Annotated in this window: 19 protein-coding genes; 3 read left to right on the top strand and 16 right to left on the bottom strand. The window is 42.0% G+C overall.

Annotation, left to right across the window (positions count from 1 at the left end; genetic code table 11):
• Positions 1–131 precede the first annotated feature (131 nt).
• From BUB77_RS08500 to nadA, 5 genes are all read right to left on the bottom strand, one after another.
• Positions 132–1511: an FtsW/RodA/SpoVE family cell cycle protein gene (locus tag BUB77_RS08500; protein WP_073274813.1), complete on the bottom strand. Its 1380-nt coding sequence runs from the start codon at positions 1509–1511 to the stop codon at positions 132–134.
• Entirely contained in the window at positions 1498–1845 is a 348-nt protein-coding gene (locus tag BUB77_RS08505; protein ID WP_073274815.1) for a PadR family transcriptional regulator, read from the bottom strand. The genes BUB77_RS08500 and BUB77_RS08505 overlap by 14 nt, the downstream gene beginning before the upstream one ends.
• A 330-nt stretch (positions 1846–2175) precedes the next feature.
• Positions 2176–3036 (bottom strand): carboxylating nicotinate-nucleotide diphosphorylase, encoded by an 861-nt coding sequence (gene nadC, locus BUB77_RS08510; RefSeq protein WP_073274817.1) that lies wholly within the window; start codon positions 3034–3036, stop codon positions 2176–2178.
• Complete coding sequence (locus tag BUB77_RS08515; protein ID WP_073275213.1) at positions 2999–4312, bottom strand: L-aspartate oxidase; 1314 nt, start codon at positions 4310–4312, stop codon at positions 2999–3001. The genes nadC and BUB77_RS08515 overlap by 38 nt, the downstream gene beginning before the upstream one ends.
• 93 nt (positions 4313–4405) lie before the next feature.
• Complete coding sequence (gene nadA / locus BUB77_RS08520; RefSeq protein WP_073275215.1) at positions 4406–5314, bottom strand: quinolinate synthase NadA; 909 nt, start codon at positions 5312–5314, stop codon at positions 4406–4408.
• A gap of 851 nt (positions 5315–6165) precedes the next feature.
• On the opposite strand from nadA, the gene BUB77_RS08525 reads away from it, so the two are divergent.
• Complete coding sequence (locus BUB77_RS08525) at positions 6166–7296, top strand: YibE/F family protein (RefSeq protein ID WP_073274819.1); 1131 nt, start codon at positions 6166–6168, stop codon at positions 7294–7296.
• A 153-nt stretch (positions 7297–7449) separates the two neighbouring features.
• Positions 7450–8331, top strand: coding sequence for a YibE/F family protein (locus BUB77_RS08530; protein WP_084124063.1), 882 nt, complete (start codon positions 7450–7452; stop codon positions 8329–8331).
• 156 nt (positions 8332–8487) lie between these two features.
• Here BUB77_RS08530 and BUB77_RS08535 read toward each other — a convergent pair whose 3' ends face one another.
• The 6 genes from BUB77_RS08535 to BUB77_RS08560 form a co-directional block, all read right to left on the bottom strand.
• Positions 8488–9027, bottom strand: a complete 540-nt coding sequence (locus tag BUB77_RS08535) for a ribonuclease FAU-1 family protein (RefSeq protein WP_073274821.1) — start codon at positions 9025–9027, stop codon at positions 8488–8490.
• 37 nt (positions 9028–9064) lie between these two features.
• Entirely contained in the window at positions 9065–9523 is a 459-nt protein-coding gene (def, locus tag BUB77_RS08540) for a peptide deformylase (protein ID WP_073275217.1), read from the bottom strand.
• Positions 9504–9758: a helix-turn-helix transcriptional regulator gene (locus BUB77_RS08545; RefSeq protein ID WP_073274823.1), complete on the bottom strand. Its 255-nt coding sequence runs from the start codon at positions 9756–9758 to the stop codon at positions 9504–9506. Before BUB77_RS08545 ends, def begins: the two co-directional genes overlap by 20 nt.
• A gap of 272 nt (positions 9759–10030) precedes the next feature.
• On the bottom strand, positions 10031–10522 hold the full coding sequence (locus BUB77_RS08550; protein ID WP_073274825.1) for a GNAT family N-acetyltransferase: 492 nt from the start codon (positions 10520–10522) through the stop codon (positions 10031–10033).
• A gap of 46 nt (positions 10523–10568) precedes the next feature.
• The gene (locus BUB77_RS08555; RefSeq protein ID WP_073274827.1) at positions 10569–11252 is read right to left on the bottom strand and encodes a dihydrofolate reductase family protein; all 684 of its coding nucleotides are present in this window, start codon (positions 11250–11252) and stop codon (positions 10569–10571) included.
• A 419-nt stretch (positions 11253–11671) separates the two neighbouring features.
• Positions 11672–12196 (bottom strand): nitroreductase family protein, encoded by a 525-nt coding sequence (locus BUB77_RS08560; protein WP_073274829.1) that lies wholly within the window; start codon positions 12194–12196, stop codon positions 11672–11674.
• A 120-nt stretch (positions 12197–12316) separates the two neighbouring features.
• Between BUB77_RS08560 and BUB77_RS08565 the strand changes: the two genes are divergently transcribed.
• Positions 12317–12769 carry an Rrf2 family transcriptional regulator gene (locus tag BUB77_RS08565; RefSeq protein WP_073274831.1) on the top strand — a complete coding sequence of 151 codons (453 nt, stop codon included), beginning with the start codon at positions 12317–12319 and terminating at the stop codon, positions 12767–12769.
• A gap of 42 nt (positions 12770–12811) precedes the next feature.
• On the opposite strand, the gene BUB77_RS08570 is transcribed toward BUB77_RS08565, so the two are convergent.
• The 5 genes from BUB77_RS08570 to BUB77_RS08585 all read right to left on the bottom strand — a co-directional run bounded on the left by BUB77_RS08570 (position 12812) and on the right by BUB77_RS08585 (position 21754).
• The gene (locus BUB77_RS08570) at positions 12812–19345 is read right to left on the bottom strand and encodes a GH92 family glycosyl hydrolase (RefSeq protein WP_073274832.1); all 6534 of its coding nucleotides are present in this window, start codon (positions 19343–19345) and stop codon (positions 12812–12814) included.
• Positions 19346–19512: 167 nt separating this feature from the next.
• Positions 19513–19680, bottom strand: coding sequence for a hypothetical protein (locus BUB77_RS29845; RefSeq protein ID WP_170866617.1), 168 nt, complete (start codon positions 19678–19680; stop codon positions 19513–19515).
• 293 nt (positions 19681–19973) lie between these two features.
• Positions 19974–20339 (bottom strand): DUF4180 domain-containing protein, encoded by a 366-nt coding sequence (locus BUB77_RS08575; RefSeq protein WP_073274834.1) that lies wholly within the window; start codon positions 20337–20339, stop codon positions 19974–19976.
• 57 nt (positions 20340–20396) lie between these two features.
• A complete protein-coding gene (locus BUB77_RS08580) occupies positions 20397–21233 on the bottom strand; it encodes an alpha/beta fold hydrolase (protein ID WP_073274836.1) in 837 nt (278 codons plus the stop codon).
• A complete protein-coding gene (locus BUB77_RS08585) occupies positions 21230–21754 on the bottom strand; it encodes a helix-turn-helix domain-containing protein (protein WP_073274838.1) in 525 nt (174 codons plus the stop codon). Before BUB77_RS08585 ends, BUB77_RS08580 begins: the two co-directional genes overlap by 4 nt.
• Between the last annotated feature and the right edge of the window lie 25 nt (positions 21755–21779).

The following is a 21779-nucleotide window of genomic DNA, read 5'->3' on the forward strand; positions in this document are numbered from 1 at the left end:
CTGCCCTTATTGAAACTTTCTCTAATCTCCTAAGGAAAAAGTTGTACATTATCCAAACGTACTCTATACAGATTAAAAGAAGATAGTATATAAAATTAAAAGAACAATAAAAGATTCATAGGAGTGCTATATTACCCCTTAAAATTGATGATTAATTTTCCATCCTCATAAGCAATAAAGGAACTTTTCTTAGTATATGGTTTATAGCTGTCCTTCATAATATCTCCTGTACGGAACACAGAAAGCATAAATCCAATCAAACCTGAATTGATGAGAAGTGCCGCCTTTCCATAGGATACCAGGGGCAGGGAAAGTACGGATAATAAACCATACCCCAGGTTACCGGCAATATAAATAACTGTCTGCATTATAAAAGTAAGCAGAATTGCCATGGACACCATTGACCCCAGTACACTTTTCTGCCTGGATACATATAAAAAACCCAGAACAGAAAAAGCGGTAAAAATCATTACAACTCCAAAGAATGCAGCCCATCCCCACTGATGGGCCATAGTCGTAAGAATAAAGTCGTTTCCAAAATACGACATAGATAATACATTCTCCCCATATTGCCGGGGAACACTGCCTTTCCCTATAAATGCCGCATTGGACATCAGTTCCCGAATTAATACGATTTGATACCCCCTCGAATCAGAATAAGGATTTAACAGGGTACTAAGCCGGCTTATCCGGTAAGCGTTCTGGAAAAACCAGATACACGTAAGTCCAGCGGAACAAGCACCAGGAAGCAGAACCAGCAGCATACCGGTTTTTTTACTGACACCAAACCACCCTCGTGCAACCGCAATCCCCAGCAGTATGAAAGTTGTGAGAGTAAACAGTATAAAGCCTGTAGTTGATGGAATAAGCAATAAAATGACCGCATATGGCAAATAGCCTAACCCGCAGCAAAGAATCCCCCGAACTCCCTTGTTTCTCATAGCATAGAGAAACAGCGAATATGTCAGCGGAAATATCAATGATAAATACGCTAAACTCACGGAATATGGCCCCAGCACAAACCAGGCTCTGCCAATAATCCGGGAAGACTGCAGGACGCCCAGCACACTAATCACCAAAACTAAATAGTAAGATTGTTTCGGATACTTTCCTAAAATTGAAAAGTCAAGAAAATAGGTAATAAAAAATACAGCCGCTGCGGCTATGTACGGGAAAATGCTAAAACTGCCACGGGTATCCCCTGGGGTATCGGTTAAATAACTGGCTCCGGCTCCAATTACCATTAAAAGCAACGCCAAAATAATCAATGCCCACTGAGGCTTTGGTTTATGCGTTTTATCCAAGGCCATTCCGACCGCAACCGCATCACCCATTTGGATTATTGCATTACGAGTTGCGGTTTCTTCCTCCTGCCCTTCACAAATATAGGCATCTCTCTGGTCGCAAAGATGGTTCTCTATTTCCTCTCCAATGACAGGATGTGCTTTTTTCCACCTTATCTGCTCACAGACAGTCTCACTGTATTTCTTGATTTCATCAAGTGGCTGCATAGCCCGCACCTCCATTCAATACCTTGTTGACTGCGGAGGTATAGTCTATCCACTCCTGCTGTTTATCTTTCAGGAGCTTTCTGCCCTTTTTAGTGATATGATAATACTTCCTTATTCTGGTTCCCTCTGCTTGTTCATCATAGGACTCCACCATGCCGTCATTTTCAAGTCCATGCAAAATCGGATATAATGTCCCTGCCTTAAGATTGAAGGTATTGTCCGATTTCCTGGCAAGTGTTTCAATCATCTGATATCCGTACATATCCTTTTCATCCAGCAGCTTTAAAATAAGAGTCGTTGTACTGCCGGTCAGCAGACTTTTATCAATAGCCATATATCGTTCTCCTTTATATAGATTATCTATACATGTCATTATATATAGATAATCTATATATGTCAATATAGTGAGGTAATTTATACTTGTAAATATATTGAAACAATTTATACATGCCATTATTGATTCAAGTATCAGAATATCATACTTATTGAATGTATGCGTGCTAAGTAATAGTAAGCTTCACAAGAAGCTCATAGCTTTAATTCAAAAGGGCTGCTGTAATTCATTGACCTGGCTGGCATTTTGATGACAGCCAGGTCAATGAATTACAGCGGCCCTTTTGATAAAGAGTATTGGTTATCGTTACAAAGCAATGCTTTTTAACGACTATTCCTTTATTATAACAAGATTTTTTAATGATACATCCAATATGGGGGCAGAGTGTGTTAAGGCTCCGCAGGAAATATAATCAACTCCTATATCTCTTAGCTCCGTAATCCGCTCCTTTGTTACGTTGCCGGAACATTCTGTCTTAGCCCTGCCCGCTGTGATTTCCACCGCCTGCTTCATCATATCGATGCTCATATTGTCTAACATAATGATATCCGCACCGGCCTCCAGGGCCTCCTTTAACATTTCCAGATTCTCTACCTCCACCTCAATTTTCCGCACAAAGGGAGCATATTCCTTTGCCAGTTCAACTGCCTGCTTTACACCGCCGGCAGCTGCTATGTGATTATCCTTTAACAGAATTCCGTCAGAGAGATTATACCTGTGATTAAAGCCCCCTCCTGCTTTAACTGCATATTTCTCAAATATTCTCATGCCAGGTGTTGTCTTTCTGGTATCCAGTAACCTGGTATTGCTTCCCTCTAAAAGATCGGCAGCTTCCTTTGTATATGTCGCTATTCCGCTCATACGCTGGAGATAATTCAGTGCTGTTCTTTCCCCTGAGAGCAATGCCCTGGCATCGGCTGTTACCACGGCAAGGAGGTCACCGCTTTTCACCTTATCCCCATCCTTTACATAGGCTTCCATCTTTGCAAACGGGTCTAAGAGGAAAAATACCCGGAAAAAGACCTCAAGCCCTGCCATGACACCGTCCTGCTTGCATAAAAGCTCTGCCCTGCCTGTTTTTTTCTCCCTTATCACTGCATTGGTTGTGATATCCTCACTGGAAATATCCTCCCTCAATGCTTGCAATATCAGCTCATCCATATTTAACTTGAAGGTTATTTCGTTGTACATTCTGCTCTGCCCTTTCTATTTCCTTTAATACCAGTTCCTTATTTTTTGCCTGCAGCTTTCCGTAATCATAATACTGGGCAAGGTCTACCGCTACCGGTGAAAAGCTTATCTTTTGATGCTGTGCCAAAATATCCTTTGCAGCTTCCCTTGCAAAAACCAGGCTTTCCAGCAGAGAATTGCTGGCAAGGCGGTTTGCCCCATGCACTCCGTTGCAGCTGGTCTCTCCCACTGCATACAGGTGCTCCATGGAGGTCTTACTGTTTAAGCCTACCTTTATTCCTCCCATAAAATAATGCTGTGCAGGTGTGACAGGAATGCAGTCCCTTGTAATATCAATTCCTTCCTCCCTACAGCGCTTATATATATTGGGAAACCGCCCTGTCACAGCATCACTTCCCATGTGGGCAACGGAAAGCCATACATGCTTACTGCCTTCCTTTTTCATCTGCTGAAAGATTTTCCGGGTCAGAATATCCCTTGGTAAAAGCTCATCGACAAAGCGCTCCTTTTTCCCATTAAGAAGGTAAGCACCTTCACCCCTTACGGACTCTGAAATCAGGAAGCGCCTTCCGGGCTTTTCCGTATACAGGGTGGTAGGATGAATCTGTATATAGTTGATATTCTTTAACTGGATATGGTGTTTGACAGCAAGTGCCAGAGAATCTCCCGTCAAATGAGGATAATTGGTGGAAGCCTGGTATAAGCCTCCGATTCCCCCTGTTGCCAGCACTGTAAAATCCGCATCCAGTCTTTGGTTAATACCCTCCTTCGTGCGGATTACAACTCCGCTGCAATAGTTGTCACTGCATATCAAATCTATCATTTCGGTATATTCCATCAGGATAATATTGCTTTTCTTTTTTACCTGTGCCAGGAGTTTTTGTGTAATCTCCTGCCCGGTAACGTCCTTATGGTATAAAATTCTTGGCTGGGAATGGGCGCCTTCTTTTGTGTAAAGGAATTTTCCTTCTCTTTGCTCAAATTCCACTCCCAATGAAACCAGCTCCTGAATTACTTCCGGGGATTTTCGTATCATTCGGGATACTGCTGCCTTGTCATTTTCAAAATGTCCGGCTTTTAAAGTATCCGTAAAAAAGCTTTCATAATCCGCTTCTTCCTTCAGTACACATATTCCTCCCTGGGCCAGATAAGAATCGCTCATTTCCAGGGTACTCTTTGTAATCAGCCGGATTGTTTTATTCTCCGGCAGGTTAAGTGCGCAGTACAGACCGGCTGCGCCGCTTCCTACTATAACAACATCTGCTTTTATATTCATATTAGCTCCCATTGCATGCTCCATTTGCTTGCAGATGGAGCACTGCTACAAATCAGGGTGTGAATTATGCTTTTCAACTTTTCACTAATCCCCTTACTTTGACATAGTAAGCATTCTCTCAAGGGGTCTGTTTGCTTTGTCATACATTTCTTCGTCTAATTCAACTACATTGCTCATAGTTTGTAACTGTTCCAAAATTTTTTCCGGGGTTATCCTCTTCATGTTGGGGCAAAACTGCCTGTGCCCTACCGAATAGAACTTCTTCTGCGGATTCTTTAATTCCAGCTCGTAGAGTACTCCCATTTCGGTACATATAATGAATACTTCCCCCTCACTTTTCGTGGCATACTCTATAATACCGGAGGTACTTCCGATATAATCCGAAATCTCCAATACATCCCATGTACATTCAGGATGAGCCAAAACAATTGCCTGAGGATGCAGCTGTTTTGCTCTTTCAACATTTTCTCTTGTAATGCTAGTATGTACATGGCAAAATCCGTCACTTAATATAAAATTCTTTTCGGGAATCTTCCCTGCAAGATATCTTCCCAGATTCCCGTCAGGTATAAAATAAATCGTCTCATTTGGCAGGGCCTTTACTATCTTTAAGGCATTGGCAGAGGTCACACAGACATCTGAGTGGGCCTTAATCTCAGCAGTGGAATTCACATAGCAGACTACCGCTGCGTCCTTATGCTTTTTTCTGACTTCCTCTATTTCATCAATATCAGCCATATGTGCCATCGGGCAATCGGCATAACTGTCAGGCATAATAATTGTTTTCCCGGGATTAAGCAGCTTTGCACTTTCCCCCATAAAGGATACACCGCAGAATAAAATTGTCTGCTGGGGTATCTCTGTTGCTATTTTGCTAAGATAATAAGAATCTCCGACATAATCAGCAAGAGCCTGAATCTGCCCGTCGGTGTAATAGTGGGCCAGTACCGCTATATCCTTTTCTTTTTTTAATTCCTCTATCTTATTTTTTATTTTATCTATCACTCATCACTTCCCATTTGTATTTTTCGCCATTATAGCACATGTCTTGTCAGCTGACAAGTCAAATAAATAAAGCCGACAAACGAATGAAGGAAGTTTATGGAAACGGACGATGACCAAGGGGGTTGTTTGGGCGTTTTGTTACGCGAGAACCCTTATTCCACTAAAGCGGCAGAAAACGTGACTGGCAGGTAAAGTAATGCCAAACTCGCTGTAACAAATATGGCTGTGTTAGTTATCGAGCTCAAACAGTGGCATTACTTTACCTAGTCACATTTCCTGCCGCTTAAGTGTCATAAGGAACCTCTTGAGACAAAATGCCCAAACAACCCCCTTGGTCATCTGTGTATATCCATTATTTGACCTTATGCGTTTGCCAGCCCAAAACACTATAAGACCCAAATAATACAACAACTGTCCAAGAGTTTATTGCCAATCCCCAGATGATTTTGGCTTACCTTTCGTAATTTTCTATTGAGGAGTTCCCTAATGACACTTAAATGGCAGCAGCTGTTCCTAGGTAAAATTATACCACTGTCTGAGCTCACAGCCCTGCACAAATACAACCTTCCAGCGAGTTTGGTATAATTTCACCTGCCAGGAACAGCTGCTGGCATTTTAGTGGGATTCGGAACCCCGAACGAGAAAATTACAAAAGGTAAGCCAAAATCATCGTCCATTCCCAATCCCCCCCACTTTCCCCTTAATAAAATGTATGGTTTTAAAATTTGGACAGGAAAAAAATTCCTTCGTATGTAATGTCATTTGATAAAAAATATTTACAAGTTTTAAGTGTTGTGATAGGATGATTAGAGATTTTAAGACATTTTATTTGTATTAAAGGCGCGTTTATGAAAAAAATACTGATACATAAAAAGAAAATACTACTGTATACTCTCTTGGGGATCTGCTGTATATTTTCCCTGCTATTCGTAAAGAGGGATTATAATTGCTACAGGGATACCATTGCCAAAGTAACCGGGGTACAGTTGGTAAGCAAAGAAAAGTCCGTCGATTATTACGGAAACAAAGACATTCTGTATACGCAGCTTCTTACATGCAAGATTCAAAATGGGAGCTTCAAGGGCAGAAATGTAGAGCTAAAGAATCAATATTCCTATTCCGGTGCCGCAGACAACCGGTATAATATAGGCGACGATTTGTTCATTTCACTGGACAAGAGTACAAAAGCCACTCTCACCGGTACCATAAAGGGATTAAAGAGGGATACCTATCTCGTATTTATGGCGGTTTTATTTACTGCCTTTATTATCGCTGTGGGAAAGAAAAAGGGACTATTCTCACTGCTCAGTCTTGGGTTTAACATTGTCCTCTTTTCTTTCGTTATGGACTTATATTTAAAAGGAATCAATCTGCTGTTTGTTTGCAGTATCGTAGTGATTGTATTTACGGTCTTTTCCCTTCTTCTTGTGGGAGGCTTCAATCAAAAGACCTTTACTGCCATTATATCCACAATAACCGGCACGTTCCTTACCCTTATCATTGCTTATGTTGTAATGAAGCTGACCAATGAAAAAGGCGTTCGGTATGAAGAAATGCAGTTTTTAACCCATCCTCCCCATGAAATCTTTATGGCTGAAATCCTGGTTGGGTGCCTTGGAGCTGTTATGGATGTATGCATCACCATTTCTTCCTCCGTCTATGAATTAAGCGAAAAAAATCCCAATATTCCAAGGAAAGCCCTGATGGATTCCGGAATGGAGATAGGGAAGGATATTATGGGCACAATGACCAATGTACTGTTTTTTGCCTATGTCAGCGGTGCTATTCCAATGCTGCTCGTTTACCTTAAAAACGGCTTTCAGACAGGGTACAGCTTTAATATGAACCTGTCCCTTGAGCTAATACGTGCCCTGACCGGAAGCATCGGCATTGTCTTAGCCATCCCCCTATCCTTGTTTACCTCCGTATTTATACAGCAACGGCATAGAAAAAACAGAATTCATGATTCTGTATCATAATCTCCTTATTATTGGATGAAGCAGAACCACAGAAAAATTTTTAACAATAGAAAGAAAGGACGCCGCAGCAGGGATTCCACTTGCATAACCTTCCTATTTTCCCTATGGATTATACAGTTTTCCCTTGCCCAACAGCCTGGTGTAAGTAAGCAGATGAATGTTATCATTATTTTAGCTCTCATCCTATTTATACTCATGAAGTTAATCGGAAAAGAAAAAGGTACGAAAGCCTTCTTTTCCTTAATAATAAATTTTCTTATTATATTTACTGCCATTATGCTGATAGCCCATAATTTAAATCCTATCACTATAACCATTCTGGCCTGCATTCTGATAAGCTATGTTTCCCTTTTTACCATTAACGGAAAGCATCCCAAAACATATGCCGCCTTTTGGTCCACTCTTTTAACATTGGCAGTCTTGTTTTTCTTCATATACTTTATCGGCTATGCCGCACGGATACAGGGCTTCAGCGAAGAAGAATTCGAAGAGATAAGCTTGTATTCCCTCTATATCGGGACCAATTTTACAAAGCTCATTATCAGCACCATTATTATGAGCTTAATCGGTGCGATTATTGATACCGCAATATCCATCTCCTCTTCCATGAATGAGGTATTTCTGCATAACCCTTCCATTACAAGGCGCAAATTATTTGAATCGGGACTGAATATCTCAAGGGATATCCTTGGAACCACTACAAACACACTTTATTTTGCCTTTGTAGGAGGCTATATGGCTCTCATTTTATGGCTGAAGGACCTGCATTACTCCTTTGGAACAATTATAAATTCAAAGGTCTTCTGTTCTGAAATCATTTCCATATTGTGCAGCAGTCTCGGTGTAACCTTAATCATCCCCATAACCGCAGGGATTACTTCCTATATTCTGCTTTCTAAGAAGCAGTATGCTGTTGCTGATGGAAATTCTTCGGAGAATTTGGAGCATTTATCAGATAGCTCACCAGACCTGGCTATAGATAGTAACTTAGATACAAATAAAATAGACATAATAAAAGGGGATGATATCCCCTAATGAAAAACTTTGAAGTATTAAAGGCTTTCACACTTACTTGCAATTCTGCTTAAATAGTAATCCTATCCCCATGTACATCCCAAGCAGGCCTACAGCATAGCTTATTTAGAAACCAGAAAAGTGCACTGTGTTTTTCCAACTAATTCTGCTGCTTCTTTACATATTTCCTGAAAGAAACTGCAGACATCCCATTGAGATATCCTGCAGTTTCTTTCTGTCGGATAATAAGCCTGCCCTTAATTTATCACTGGTCCTTAATGCCAAATCATACAGGTCCTGTGAGATATCCTTCTTTTCTAAGGCTTCTTCCAGTTCATCCATATCATCCGTATAGACTTCCCCATAAGGATAGACCACCAGATCCAAATACAAGTCATCATAATAGACAATGCCATCCTCATCCAAACCGGAATCTGCTATCATATCAATATACCATAAAGTAATCTCGTTCCTGTTATTTAGCAAAGCACTAATTACATAATATTCATTATCCGGCATCATGGCTAACCATTTCATGCCATTATCACATACAAGGATATCATCATTTTGAAAGTTCCATATGATTGGCTCTGCTACCTTGTCCATACAAATAAGCCGTGCCATTCCATGAAAAAGAGCTGTATCTATTCTTTGCTGGCAGAATCTTTGGTTCGGTATGCCGGCCCATTCATCATATGTAAATCTTCTTCGTTTCAATTTGTTCACTTCCTATCTGAGTACAGCCATACACTTTTTATTCTGCCTTAACGTATTCAATTACCTTATCGGTAAAGATAATTCCCTCCAAATGATCAATTTCATGACAGAGGCATTTTGCCAAGTCTCCTACTGCTTCAATCGTAATCTGCTCCCCTTTTTCATTCAGGGCTCTTACCACTACCCTGTAAGGTCTGATTAGCTTTCCCCATACGCCGGGATAGCTTAAACACCCCTCTATTACTGTCTGCTCTCCTTCTTGTTCAGTGATTTCAGGGTTTACAAGCTTTAACAGCCCCTCGCCCATATCTGCAACTACCAGACGCCTTAGTATTCCTACCTGGCAGGCTGCCAGTCCTCCTCCATTGGGAGTATGATACATGGTCTCCGCCATATCCTCCAAAAGCTGCCTGATTTTATCATCGACTTTAGCAACAGCTTTGCTTTTCTTTCGTAAAATTTCATCCTCAAAGGTTCTAATCTCTCTTAGTGCCACAAGCATACCCCCTGCTTACATCTGCTCTTGATTTTCTTTCACTTTCTTCAAATAAGAATACATCCTCAATCGGTTCATGAAAAACTCTTGAGATATCATAAGCAAGCCATATGGACGGCTCATTTTTTTCTGTTTCAATAGCATTGATAGCCTGTCTGGAGGTCCCGACCAATTCCCCCAGCTGCTCCTGGGTCATACCCATGGCTTCTCTTAATTGTCTGACTCTGTTCTTCATTTAATCTCCATGCGTTTCGTAAGTTTATTTGCGAATCTGTTTTATTCAGCAAATGCTTCATGTAACGTTAACCTTACATAAGATTATACAACTGTTTCTACCTCATGTCAACTTAACCTTACAATCATTTCAGAACCATAAGACTACAAAGAAGCAGCTGGAAACAGCCTATTCTATAGCCTGCCGGTACAAATGGTAATACATGGCAGAATTACTGCGAAAATGCCATTGCATCCGCCAGATTCTAGTATCTTAGAAGCAGCAGAAAGTTACTACAGAACAAAATAATAAGGGCAAATATCCTCATAATGCCCGTCTTTCATGCGGAAGCCGCCTGGTATAGTTCCAAGCGGTTGAAAGCCTAGGCGTTCATATAAATTCCTTGCATGGGTATTGGTTGCGACCACGGCGTTAAACTGCATAATGGAAAATCCATGCTCCTTTGCCTGGACAAGACAGTCCTGTACCAATTTTTCCCCAATGTGCAGCCCCCTGCTTTCAGAGCTTACTGCATAACTTGCATTGCAAATATGTCCGCACCTTCCTACATTATTTGGGTGGAGGATATATAGACCAAATATTTTTTTGCTCTCACTGTCTTCTGCAACAGCACAATAGGTTTGTTCACCAAAGAACCTGTAGCCTGCTTCTTCCGTCAAACAGTCTTCCTGAGGAAAAGCAATTCCATCTTCTACAACTTCATTCCAGATTTGAATCATGGTAGACAGGTCCATTGTGTTATACTTTCTGATATTTATTTTCATTTTTCATATTCCCTTCTGTTAATTACAGCTTGACTAACCGGAGTTATCACCCCATGACCTTATATTGCAGGCGGATATAGGAATCTTCCAGCACACTGCAATTTTCAAGATGAAGCACACCCAATTGACCAAGCTCCTCCGGCGAAGTAATAGCAGTTCCATCTATCAGGGTGGACGTTTCTTTTCCGCCGACAAGTACCGGGGCAACAACTACATCAATGTAATCAAAAAGCTTTTCCCTGAGAAAAAGTCCGTTCAGCATACCGCCTGCTTGCACGGTTATTCTTTCACAAGCATACTCTTCATACAGGATTTCCAGCATTTCTCGCAGATTCAGCTTTGGCTGATAAATGATATGCAGATTACTCTCATCCACAGCATAAGCCGGATGCTCTTTATTCGTAGTAACCAGTACAAATGTTTTTGCCAGACTGCAAAAATAGTGAATACCATGCTCCGTCAGGTTCTTGTTATCTATTATCACAAAGGACACCGGTGTTTTGGCAGGCATCGCTTTTTCATTAGCTCCGATTTTAGCCTGCACACGCCCGGAATTCAATGACCATAAATCCGTAGTCTGCTCAATTTCATAATATTGGTGAAGACCTTGCTTCAGGCCGTCAATCTTCGGAAAATCCGCGTCTGCATCCAAATGGTCAGAAGCTCCTGTACTGATTTTCCCATCCACACTTGATAGCATATACAGCGTTGTTACTGGGCGTTTTTTCATCTTTGCTGCCTCCTGAAATTTTTTCTTTTATTGTAATTAACTAAATTATAACAGTATACCACTCTATATTCAATTACGACAAGAATTCCAAGCATGGCAGATTAGAATTCCAAGCATGGCAGACTAGAATTCCAAACATGGTAAACGCATGAAACCCGTTAATGAAAAGGCACGAGGACTAGGGAATCTATAATTTAATTCCATGCGTTTTCCTAAGAATCCCAAATTGATATATTTTGTAATAACTTATATGATCACATGTAAACTTACAGGAATTTAAACACTAAAAAAGATGTAAAAGTTTTGCACTCTTACATCTTTAAAAATTTTATACCATATTATACTTCCGTCTTTCTTTTAAAACCCTCTGCTTAGCCGGAAGCCTGACAATCTTTACTTAAATGTAAGGAACCCGCTGATTATATCCGGTTCATTTGAATCTTTACTTTTAAATCCTTTTCTTTCTGTTCTGCATTTGCTGCATAGCCAAAAACTGTTCCAATCATAGCTTTGAATCCTTCCGGGATGGAAAGGGCTTCTTTTAAGCTCTTATCTGCTTCCACTGCAAGGGCTATTCCCCATACCAGAACACTTCCGATACCAATATCCGCCCCTGCTAACATCATGTTTTCCGCAACACAGGCTGCATTTGTATAATCAATACCCGGAGCAGGCACTTCCTCCTTGGAAGAAACCAGAACCAGCGTTGACCCACCATATAAAGCGTCGCTTTCTGTATTGAATATCTGCCGGATACCTTCTGAAATTCTCTTACGTATTTCTTCATCCTGAATTACTGTCACATGAAGTGAATCATATCTCCCCATACCAACCGGTGCTGCACTGCCGGCGGCCAGAATTGTCTCCAGCTTTTCTTCTGCTATTTGATCCTTCTTATATGCACGTACTGAATATCTTGATGCAATAGCTTTCTTTGCTTCCATGATTTATACTCCTTTTGTAATGTTTTATGTTACATACAATATCACGTTGTATTTGTAATGTCAATACTTACAATTGACTTTTTTCATAAAATAAGTTACAATTACTTTGGGTGATTAAATATGCGTGTAAGTACACAATTTCCTATCGCAGTACATGCTCTGATGATGGTTGCTTATTTTCCGGAAACACGGATTACCAGTGACCTTGCAGCGGAAAGTGCCGGATGCAATTCCGTTATTATCCGCAATATATTCCTGAAATTAAAAAAGGCCGGTCTATTATCCGTAAGACCCGGCAGAGGTAAAATGAAGCTTGCAAAGCCCATAAGCGATATTACACTCTGGGATATTTATTCTGCCGTCGAGACAGATGAAACCGACGAAATCTTTAAGTTCCATCCCAATACTTCCGACACTTGTCCTGTTGGCTGTAATATCCGCTGCCTCCTCCTTTCCCATCTGGATAATGCGGTGGCTGCTATGAGAGCAGAACTTTCGAGTGTCACACTGGAAGATTTGACACAGGAATTAAAAACATTTCCAAGTACCATGGAACAGGGCAGTAGCAGCTGATAATTTCAGCTAGTACTGCCCTGTAATGTAATTGTTTCTTCCTTACTTTCCGGTAACGGTCACTGCTATCTTCGCTGTCTTTCCATTATAGGTTTTCACCGTAATTACCGCTCTTCCGGGTTTCTTAGCCTTAAGTTTACCGTTCTTATCCACCATGACAATGGATACATCACTGGATGAATAGGTTACACTGCCTGCGGAATTCTTATTCAAGGAAACCTTAGTCTGGTATTTCCCATTAACCTTCAAAGTTAATGAACTCTTTCCGGTTTTCACTGAAGCAGGTGCTTTTTTTACGGTAATGGCACAGGTTACGGAAGCTCCGTTTTCCAAAGTTACCGTGATAATGGCTGTACCTGTTTTTTTAGCTGTAATTACGCCCTTTGCATCAACAGCTGCAACTGACTTTTTACTGGATTTGAATATAACCTTACTGTGGTTATTTGCGGAACTAAATTCATACAATAACTTAAATTTTTCTCCAACACCCAGCGTTTTTTTCGTATCCTTCAGCTTTATTGCTTTTACCTGAGCGGCAACAGTTACGGAGCAGGATGCGGTTACACTATTTCCGATTGAAACTGTTATTGTGGCCATTCCGGCTTTATTGGCCGTTATGTTTCCATCCCCGTTCACCGAAGCAACGGCTGGATCACTTGAACTGAACTGTGCTTTATACACTGAACCTGCAGGATAAACATCTGGTATTAACTGAAAGCTTTCTCCTGCCTTCATGGTTTTTTTGGTGATATTTAAGGTAAGCTTCAGATTTTTCACATGTATGGTAAAGCTTGCCCTTGCACCCTCATAGCTTATCGTTATGACAGCATCCCCCGCTTTAGCGGCAGTTTTTTCTGAAACCTGATAGCCGGTTATACTCCTTGTTGTACCATTGCTATAGGCAGCCAAAACCTCCAGCCCGCTTAGATCAATTGCTTCTCCAACGTAATATTCCAGCTTATCCGGCTGTTTTGCGATAACCAGGCCGGTAACTGATATGCTCGGAGCAGCCGGTTCGCTTGGATTTCCAGGAACGCTTGGAGTTGAAATAACCCTGATATTAAAGGCAGCAGTAAAGCCCTTATAGCTGATTGTAATTGGTTTCAAGCCCTGGCCGCTTATCGGATTCTGTGTTACCACCTCATAGTCCTTTATATAAGCCATCGTACCGTCCTTATAAGCCGCCTTCACTTCCATCCCTGTCAGATCCAAGGCTTCTCCCGTATAATACTCCAGTTTATCCGGATATTTCGTTATTTCCAGGCCGGTTATATCGGGCTCACTGGGATTATTGGATGCAACCCTGATTTCAAAAGCCGCGGTTACGCCTTCATAGCCTATGGTGACCGTAATTGTTCCCGGTGTACTTGTCGGCTCCTTGGTGATTACTTCATAGCCGCTCACAACTGCCGACCTGCCGTCACTGTAGTCCGCTGTTACTTCCATTCCTGTCAGGTCCAAGGCTTCCCCAACATGATATACCAGCTTATTTGGCAGCATTGTAATCCGGATTGCCGATGGCGTTACGGAAACTGCCCCACTTACTGTAATATCAAAGCTTGCCGAAACATTTCCATAGCTTATGACAACCGGTACTGTTCCTTCCCTGGCTGTTGGATTCTCCGTTGCAATCTGATAATCATAAACAAGTGCTGTGGTACCGTCCTCAAAGGTCGCCGATACTTCCAGTCCGCTTAGATCCAGGGATTCTCCTACCGTATAATTAAGCTTATGGGGCAATGCCGTTATTTGTATCGCCGATGGCGTTACGGCACCGGCATTTATTGGCTGGAACGTAACATTTGCCGTAATATTCTGGGTTATGTTTTTCAGCGGGTATAAGACCTTCTGACTTCCATAGCCCCTGAAACCTGTGTCAACGCCATTAACCAGCAGCTGTTCGATTACATATCCGTCATCCGGATCAATATCAAAGGTTACATTTCCGCCGTATGCAGCAGAACTGCCGGATGAAGATATCAAACCATGCTCTCCTGCAATTGCAGTAATGGAGCTGATTGCATCAAATCTGAACCAGTCGACATTTGCAACATAGGCGTGTGTACCGTCATTTCTGAATACCAGGTATACGTCATGTACTCCTGTAATTCCCTTCGGCAGGGCTGCCGTAACTTTTACATAGTTGGACCAGCCGCTTGATGCCGTAACCGGTGTCTGAATGATTCCAACCGGTGCCGATTCCTTATCATCCAGATGTATTTCCACATAGCCTCCGCCATCGGAGCCCTGGGCTGCATAATACATCTCAATATAATTGGTATCCCCTTTGAATAATACATTATCATAGCTTGCCCAGTAGTTTGCTTTTACACCGCCAATGTTATTGGGAATATCCCCGATTTTATCAATCAGAACATTTCCATTGGAAAATGCCTCCGCTTCTATCCTGCTGTAGGCTTCGGTTAGGGTTCCTGTAACTTTTTTGATAGCTTTTTTCAAAGCATTAAAGGCATTTGTATAAGCCTCCTCTGATGAATCCGGCAGGGCGTATACTGCATTTGCAGTAATAATTGCAGTATTGAGTATCTCCTTTAAGGTATCTATCAGATTTGACTGGTCAATTAACTTTGCTGACTGAATCAGTCTTCCGAGATCCTCTCTGTCAAAAGCACCGTCATCATAATTTAATAGCTCTATTTCAGATACCGTACCCTGTCCAAACACAAATTTATAATGGGTATATTCCTTCTGTAAAGCCTCATTGATTCTAAACGGCCGGGTATACTGGCTCCACTCAAAGGCCAGGTTATTATAAGCTGCCAGTTCAGTCCATTGCCCGTTATCCTCGGCACCGTACAGTGTCACCCATGCTGGTGCCCCATCCGTTTTACCGGAGGTAATCGTAAACATTTCCGCTTTCTTGCCCTTTAATAAATTATAATAGACAGTATCTCCCTCCGATAAGGATATTTCCGTACCGGAATTATTATCGATTAAGGCAGCTGCACCGGTTACGCCGGATGCAAAATTATCCTGCAATACCAAGGAGGTATCTGTTGCTGCCTGGAGCTTATTTGCAGATGCATCCATCAAATCATCATAAGCCCTGGGTTCTTCTCCCAATGCAGTAATGGAGCCGGGTAAATCGCCGTCACCTGTTCCAAAAGAGGTATTGGGTGCCGCACCCATATTAAATTCTACCGTTCCGCCCTGAATAATATCCGAATATTTAATATAGGATTTCGTATAGGGGGACCCATTCAGCTTCATGCTCTGAACATAGACATTATCCTTACTGTTGTTATTTGCCTTTATAGTTAAGGCATGCCCTCCTTCAAGCTGAAGGGTAACTTCATCAAATAACGGTGACCCGACTGCGAATTCATCACTGCCCATCTGCAAAGGATAAAAGCCCAAAGCAGAAAATATATACCAGGCCGACATTTCACCGTTGTCTTCATCTCCGATATAACCCTGGCCGAAGGTGCCTCCCACGTAGCAGCGGTCCAGCACATCACGGACGTATTTTTGAGTCTTCCAGGGCTGTGCGGCATAATTATACATGTAGATCAGATGATGGGAAGGCTGGTTGCTGTGTCCATACTGCCCCAGCTTTACCTCACGGGCTTCCTTCTGCTCATGGATACCGCCAACGCCATTTACAGCACCATAGCCATTATAGATACCGTTTGTCTCAAAAACCGTATCCAGCTTAAGCCCCAGCTTCTCTGTCCCGCCATAAAGAGCAGCCAGCCCCAGGCCATCCTGGGGTACGGATGCGGCCATATTAAATGCATTGGTTTCCGTATAGCTTTCTCCCCAGTAAAAGGGATCAAACACATCATTGGTATAATTCGAGGTTACCCAGTCACCATTTGCGGCTTTGCCTTTAAACCATTGGTCCCCATAGGCCTCTCCGGAATTGTCGAATAATTTCACATAATTCTTTGCACGATTCAGATAGTATTGATATTCGGCAAGGTACTCTTCCTTCTTCGCTGCGTCAGTTTCTTTTTCCGCCAATACCTTTGCCATCTGGGAAATGCCGTAATCATTTATATATCCTTCCATTGACCAGGAGAAATCTTCGCCGGTTCCAGGTGTATAACCCAGGAAAATGGACGTATTCAGGTTCTTACGTCCTCCATTTGTCAGATTGGAGGATACAGCTGCCGCGTTGCGCAGGGCAGATGCATAGGCTCCTTCATAATCAAAGGAAATTCCTTTTACCAGGGCATCCGCAAAGATTACATCACTGCTGGTGCCTACCATGCTGTTGGTTCCACCCGGCGCAATCCATCTCGGTACCCAGCCCTGGTCATGATAATGCTGTACCAGTCCGTTCAGCATTTCTGCCGACTCCGTTGGTGTTAACAGGCTGTAAGCAGCCCATGCGGTACGGTAAGTATCCCAGAAGCCATTATTAATATAGATTTTCCCCTCCACCGGCTCTGCACCGGCATCCTTGTAAGGGCTCTTATATTTCCATACCGGTGCCGCTTTTGTTCCGGTATTTTCCGACATGGTATTGGGATAGGTAAAGAGGCGGTAGAGATTGGAGTACAGCGTGACCAGCTGCTCATAGGCCGCTCCCTTTACACCGTTTACCACTCCTAATTTCTGGTCCCAGGCAGTCTGTGCTTTTACAAAAATATCGTCAAAGGTTTCTGCTGCTTCTATTTCCAGCTCCAGGTTCTTCTTCGCCTGGTCATAGCTGATGTAGGAGGTTGCTATTTTCATTTCGACCACATTTTTAAGAAAGCTTGCAATGCCTGCCTTATTATTGGTCTTTGTTACCTGGGCTTTTGTATCAAAGGTTCCATATACATACATGCGCTTGGAGCCATTGCCCGTATGGTCACTGTAGCCCTGGAAGGTCGTTACTGCTCCCGAATTATCAAAGGTAACAGCACCGCCGGCACGGACACAGTCAAAAATAACATTTTTGTTAGTCACTCCGGAATCAAAGGTGAACCTTACCGCCGCCCCATGATCCGTAGGGGTCAATTCCAGCTTCGAGCCTTTTGCCGCCCCCTGTGCCTTATCAAATTCCACACTGTAATAATGGGCATGTGCCGTTTCATTTTCATGGGAATAATCAGCTGTCAGACTGCCTAATCCAAAACTGGCCGCCGTAGCTGCATCCACGCTTGTATTGACCATGAACTGCCAGGTGCCCCGGTCTCCGACCCAGTAGGAGGGTTCATGGCTTATGGTTATGTACCGTAAGGAAGTATCCTGATAATCGTATATTTTATTATCATTCGTATTTGTTGCCGGAACCCAGAAGTTAAAGCCATGGGGCATTGTAACTGCCGGAGCTGTCAGGCCTCTTGAAAAGCCTGGGGAATCATTGGTTCCTCTTAATATATTGGTGTAATTTGATAAATGGGTGTAAACCTGCTCCCCTTTATTATAAATTTCAATATCATCAAAATAGGCAGTAAAATCCTTTAATCCTGTCATGTCATGGGCAGGTTTATGATAAACGACCAGAATTTTTTTGATTGTTTTTCCCTTTGCCACATCACCGATTTTACCGTATATCTGATTCCACTGATTCGTGGTAAGGGTCTTGCTGTCCCCCTGGGATACCGCGTCGATTCCGTTACCGTTCTGATCCTTTGCATGTAAATCACTTAAATAAGTACCGTCGGAAAATTTGATGTCCACAGCCATATACATCTGGGTATATTGGAAGTCGTATGCTTCCCCGTTGGACATGGCGGGAAATATGTTGTACTTCAAATAGGTATTATCACTGACCGGTATGCTTAAGTCCTCATAAATAACATCGTAGGAATAAGCATCCTGCTCCGTGATGCTGCCTGCGGCTTTTAAGGCCTTTGCTCCGGACCAGCCGGCATTTGCTGCCTGATTCCAGGTGGATGAGGGTCCGTTTGAAATATCCACCATCATGCCATTAAGCTGATATTGGTCATCTGCCGGATTGCCGGTGCCAAGAATAATATCCGCCAGCTGGGTCATTCCCCCGTTTCCCGCATTTGCTGTGATTGACAGCTTGTAGCTGGAAAAAGCCTTCGGACTGGATACCGCAAAGGTCTGTTCCTCAAAACGGCCTGCAAAGGTAATCCCTGACCGTTGGTCAAGCATGGTCCAGTCAGAATCCCCTTCATTTTGTCCATAGAGTACCCAGCTCTTTGGATCACGGGCTGCCACATCATTGGCCGATACAATGGAATACTGGTTAACCGCTTTTTTTACCTTTCCTGTCAGCGACCAGCTGATATTTACAGGCACCCCCGTATTGGTCAAATATTTCGTCGAGGATGCTTTATCAAATAGCTTTAATTTTGTTTCTGTTGAATTATAATCTGAATTACCGGTGACAGAATTCAGATCCACCAAATAAGTAATGTCTCCGGCAAATGCCTTTGACGATACCGGTTTTATGTGGTCCGCGCCTTTACTGTCCAGCTTATTGGCTTGAAAGCCGCTTGTATCTTCAAACGATGCGGACCATAGGGTTGTTTTACCGGTCTGCGCATCATCCGTTCTTATAGGAAGTGTTTCTGCGAATACAGTAATACAGTTTGAAAGAATCATACATAACATTAATAACCATGAAATTATCCTTTTTTCCCTGTTTCTCATGCTCATCCTCCATAATGAATTGCCCCTATATACATTTCTCCTAACCATCAAAACGCAAGTACATCCTGCAAAAAGCAGTTGTACTTCTTCCCCCATCGGTATCTGTGGTTTTCTCGGCTGCTCCCCTGGCAGCAATAGTTTTGCCTTCTCTTCCCCTATCCTCCTTTTTAACAATATCCGGCTGTTATAACAGCCTGCCTTCCTTTTTTTGAATCCTTGGTGATTTCCGGTTCCATATTGAAGCCTGCCTTCCTTTCAAAAATACCCGATAGCAGGCACAATACTTCATCCGCTTTATAAAGGTAGTATTTCGTTTTGAGTATAACATCCGCCATTCTTCTAAAGTAGGGGTGGTTTATTCGATTTATGGGTGCATTTCTTGGTTCTTGGATATGCCATTTTGTAAATCCTGCTCAGGCATAAAAAGCTAATCTCAGCTTTCATCCATGTATACTTGGGGTATGAAATGCAGGGAAGCGAATTACAAGGAACTGAGTCATTTTTAATCCAAGCATGTATTTAATAATCATGATATTCTCACACCCGATTCCAACTTCTAATTTCAAAAAAAGTACCATTTAAACATAAATAATGTTTAAATGGTACTTATCTTCGTAAAAACACAGTATCAGACAGAAGCCAGCTTGTCGAACGCTTCCTCTTCTGTAGGGACAAAATAAATATCTTTCCCATGATTGCTCTCATATATCAAATCTCTTAGCGGCTTACTTTGATAATGTGAAAAATCCCCGATGATAGCAAATTTCACATTATAATTGACGAATTTTTGAAGTATCTCTCCGGCAAGACAATTGCTCAGCTTAAAGAAATCTTCGGTAATGGTTTGTTTATTAATGGCGATATGGTTACAGCCTGTTTCATAGTTTATGCTCATTACAAAATCCAATGCAGACTGTGCATCTGATATTATGACCTCATCACTTTGTACAAATGCAATTAAAGTACCGTTTCTTTCTATGGTCTTAACATTCATCCTAATTATTCCTTTCCAAAGACAGGCCAAATGGATATGTTATGGCCTTTCTTATAATTATAAAAATTCTTTTATTTTCTCAGCCGGATTAACAATTGAATGCCCCTCTTCCGGCAGTAAACAGATTGTCGCCTGGGGCAGCAATGTTTTCAGCCGTGCTGCTGTTTTTTCGGAATGAAGCATGATATCCTTACTGCCTGCAAGAAGTACCGTTGGCATACTAAGCTTTGCCAGTTCTTTGTTGGAAAACAAAGGGATTGCTTCATGGCGGTAATGAAAGTTATTTCTTATAAGCTTTTGATATTGCAGAATGGAAGCCGGTAAAGGCTTATTTCCGTTAATTTTAGCATATAGCCTTTCCGTTCCCTTTTCTCCGAATATTCCATAATACAACGCAGTAAAAATAAAAGCCTTTCTTTGAGGTCCTATCCCGGAGGGTGACAGAAGTACCAGCTTATCCGTTTTATCCGGATAGTTGATTGCAAATTTCACTCCCAGCCATGCTCCCAGTGAAATACCGATAATTATGGCTTTCCCGATACTCAGTTTATTGAATACCTCATAAAGCCAATCTGCATAAAAGTTCCCTTTTAAGGGAAGCTGCCTGGCATCGCTTTTCCCCGGCTCCCCAACTATGTCTACTGCATATACCCGATATTTATGAGCATACGTCTTAATATCCTTTAGCCACATAATTGAATTCATTCCGGTACCATGGAGAAGCAGAAGGGGCGGATTATTTTTATCTCCCCCTGCAAGGATATAGGTTTTACCATAACGGGTATCTATAGATATTTCCTCATATGGAAAATCCCACCCTTGAAGAAATTCGTCATAGGCCTTAAAAATTTCATTCTTTCCTTCCTGTGTTCTGAATGCGGTTACTGTTTTCATTCCTCTGACTCTCCTTCCCTGGCAGGCTCTGACAGCATAGTAATTATGTCCAGCATTTCTTCTGTGAATTTTACCGGTCCCCAAAGCAGTATCTTCAATCTGCCTTCTTCCTCGTAGTATTTTACATGAAGGGTAGAATTCTGGAATGTTGAATCCTTGCTGTTCATTGCGGCTATAAGGGTATTGGATATCCGCATATACTGGTTTTTCTCTATCTCATCTATGTCGATGACGGTTGACACACTGATTCTTGGCTTTTCACTCTTTGGCGGCAAACCTTTCGCCGTAAAGTCCGATGAAGTATTTCCTTCCAGCCTTTCCTCTGTCATTTCATATGCCTTTTCTTCGGCCTTTTCATTGCTGTTCTCCATAAACGCTGACAAATCCTTATCAGAAATTCTCCACTGCTTTCCTGCCTTTGTCGCTCCCAGCTTACCATCTGCTATAAATTTTCTGATTGTTTTATGATGCATGTCCAGCAATTCCGCTACCTGATAAATTGTATAAAATTTTTCCTTCATAATGATTTATCCTCCAAGGCATAAC

It is taken from the genome of Anaerocolumna jejuensis DSM 15929, from assembly GCF_900142215.1.
Lineage (GTDB): Bacteria > Bacillota > Clostridia > Lachnospirales > Lachnospiraceae > Anaerocolumna > Anaerocolumna jejuensis.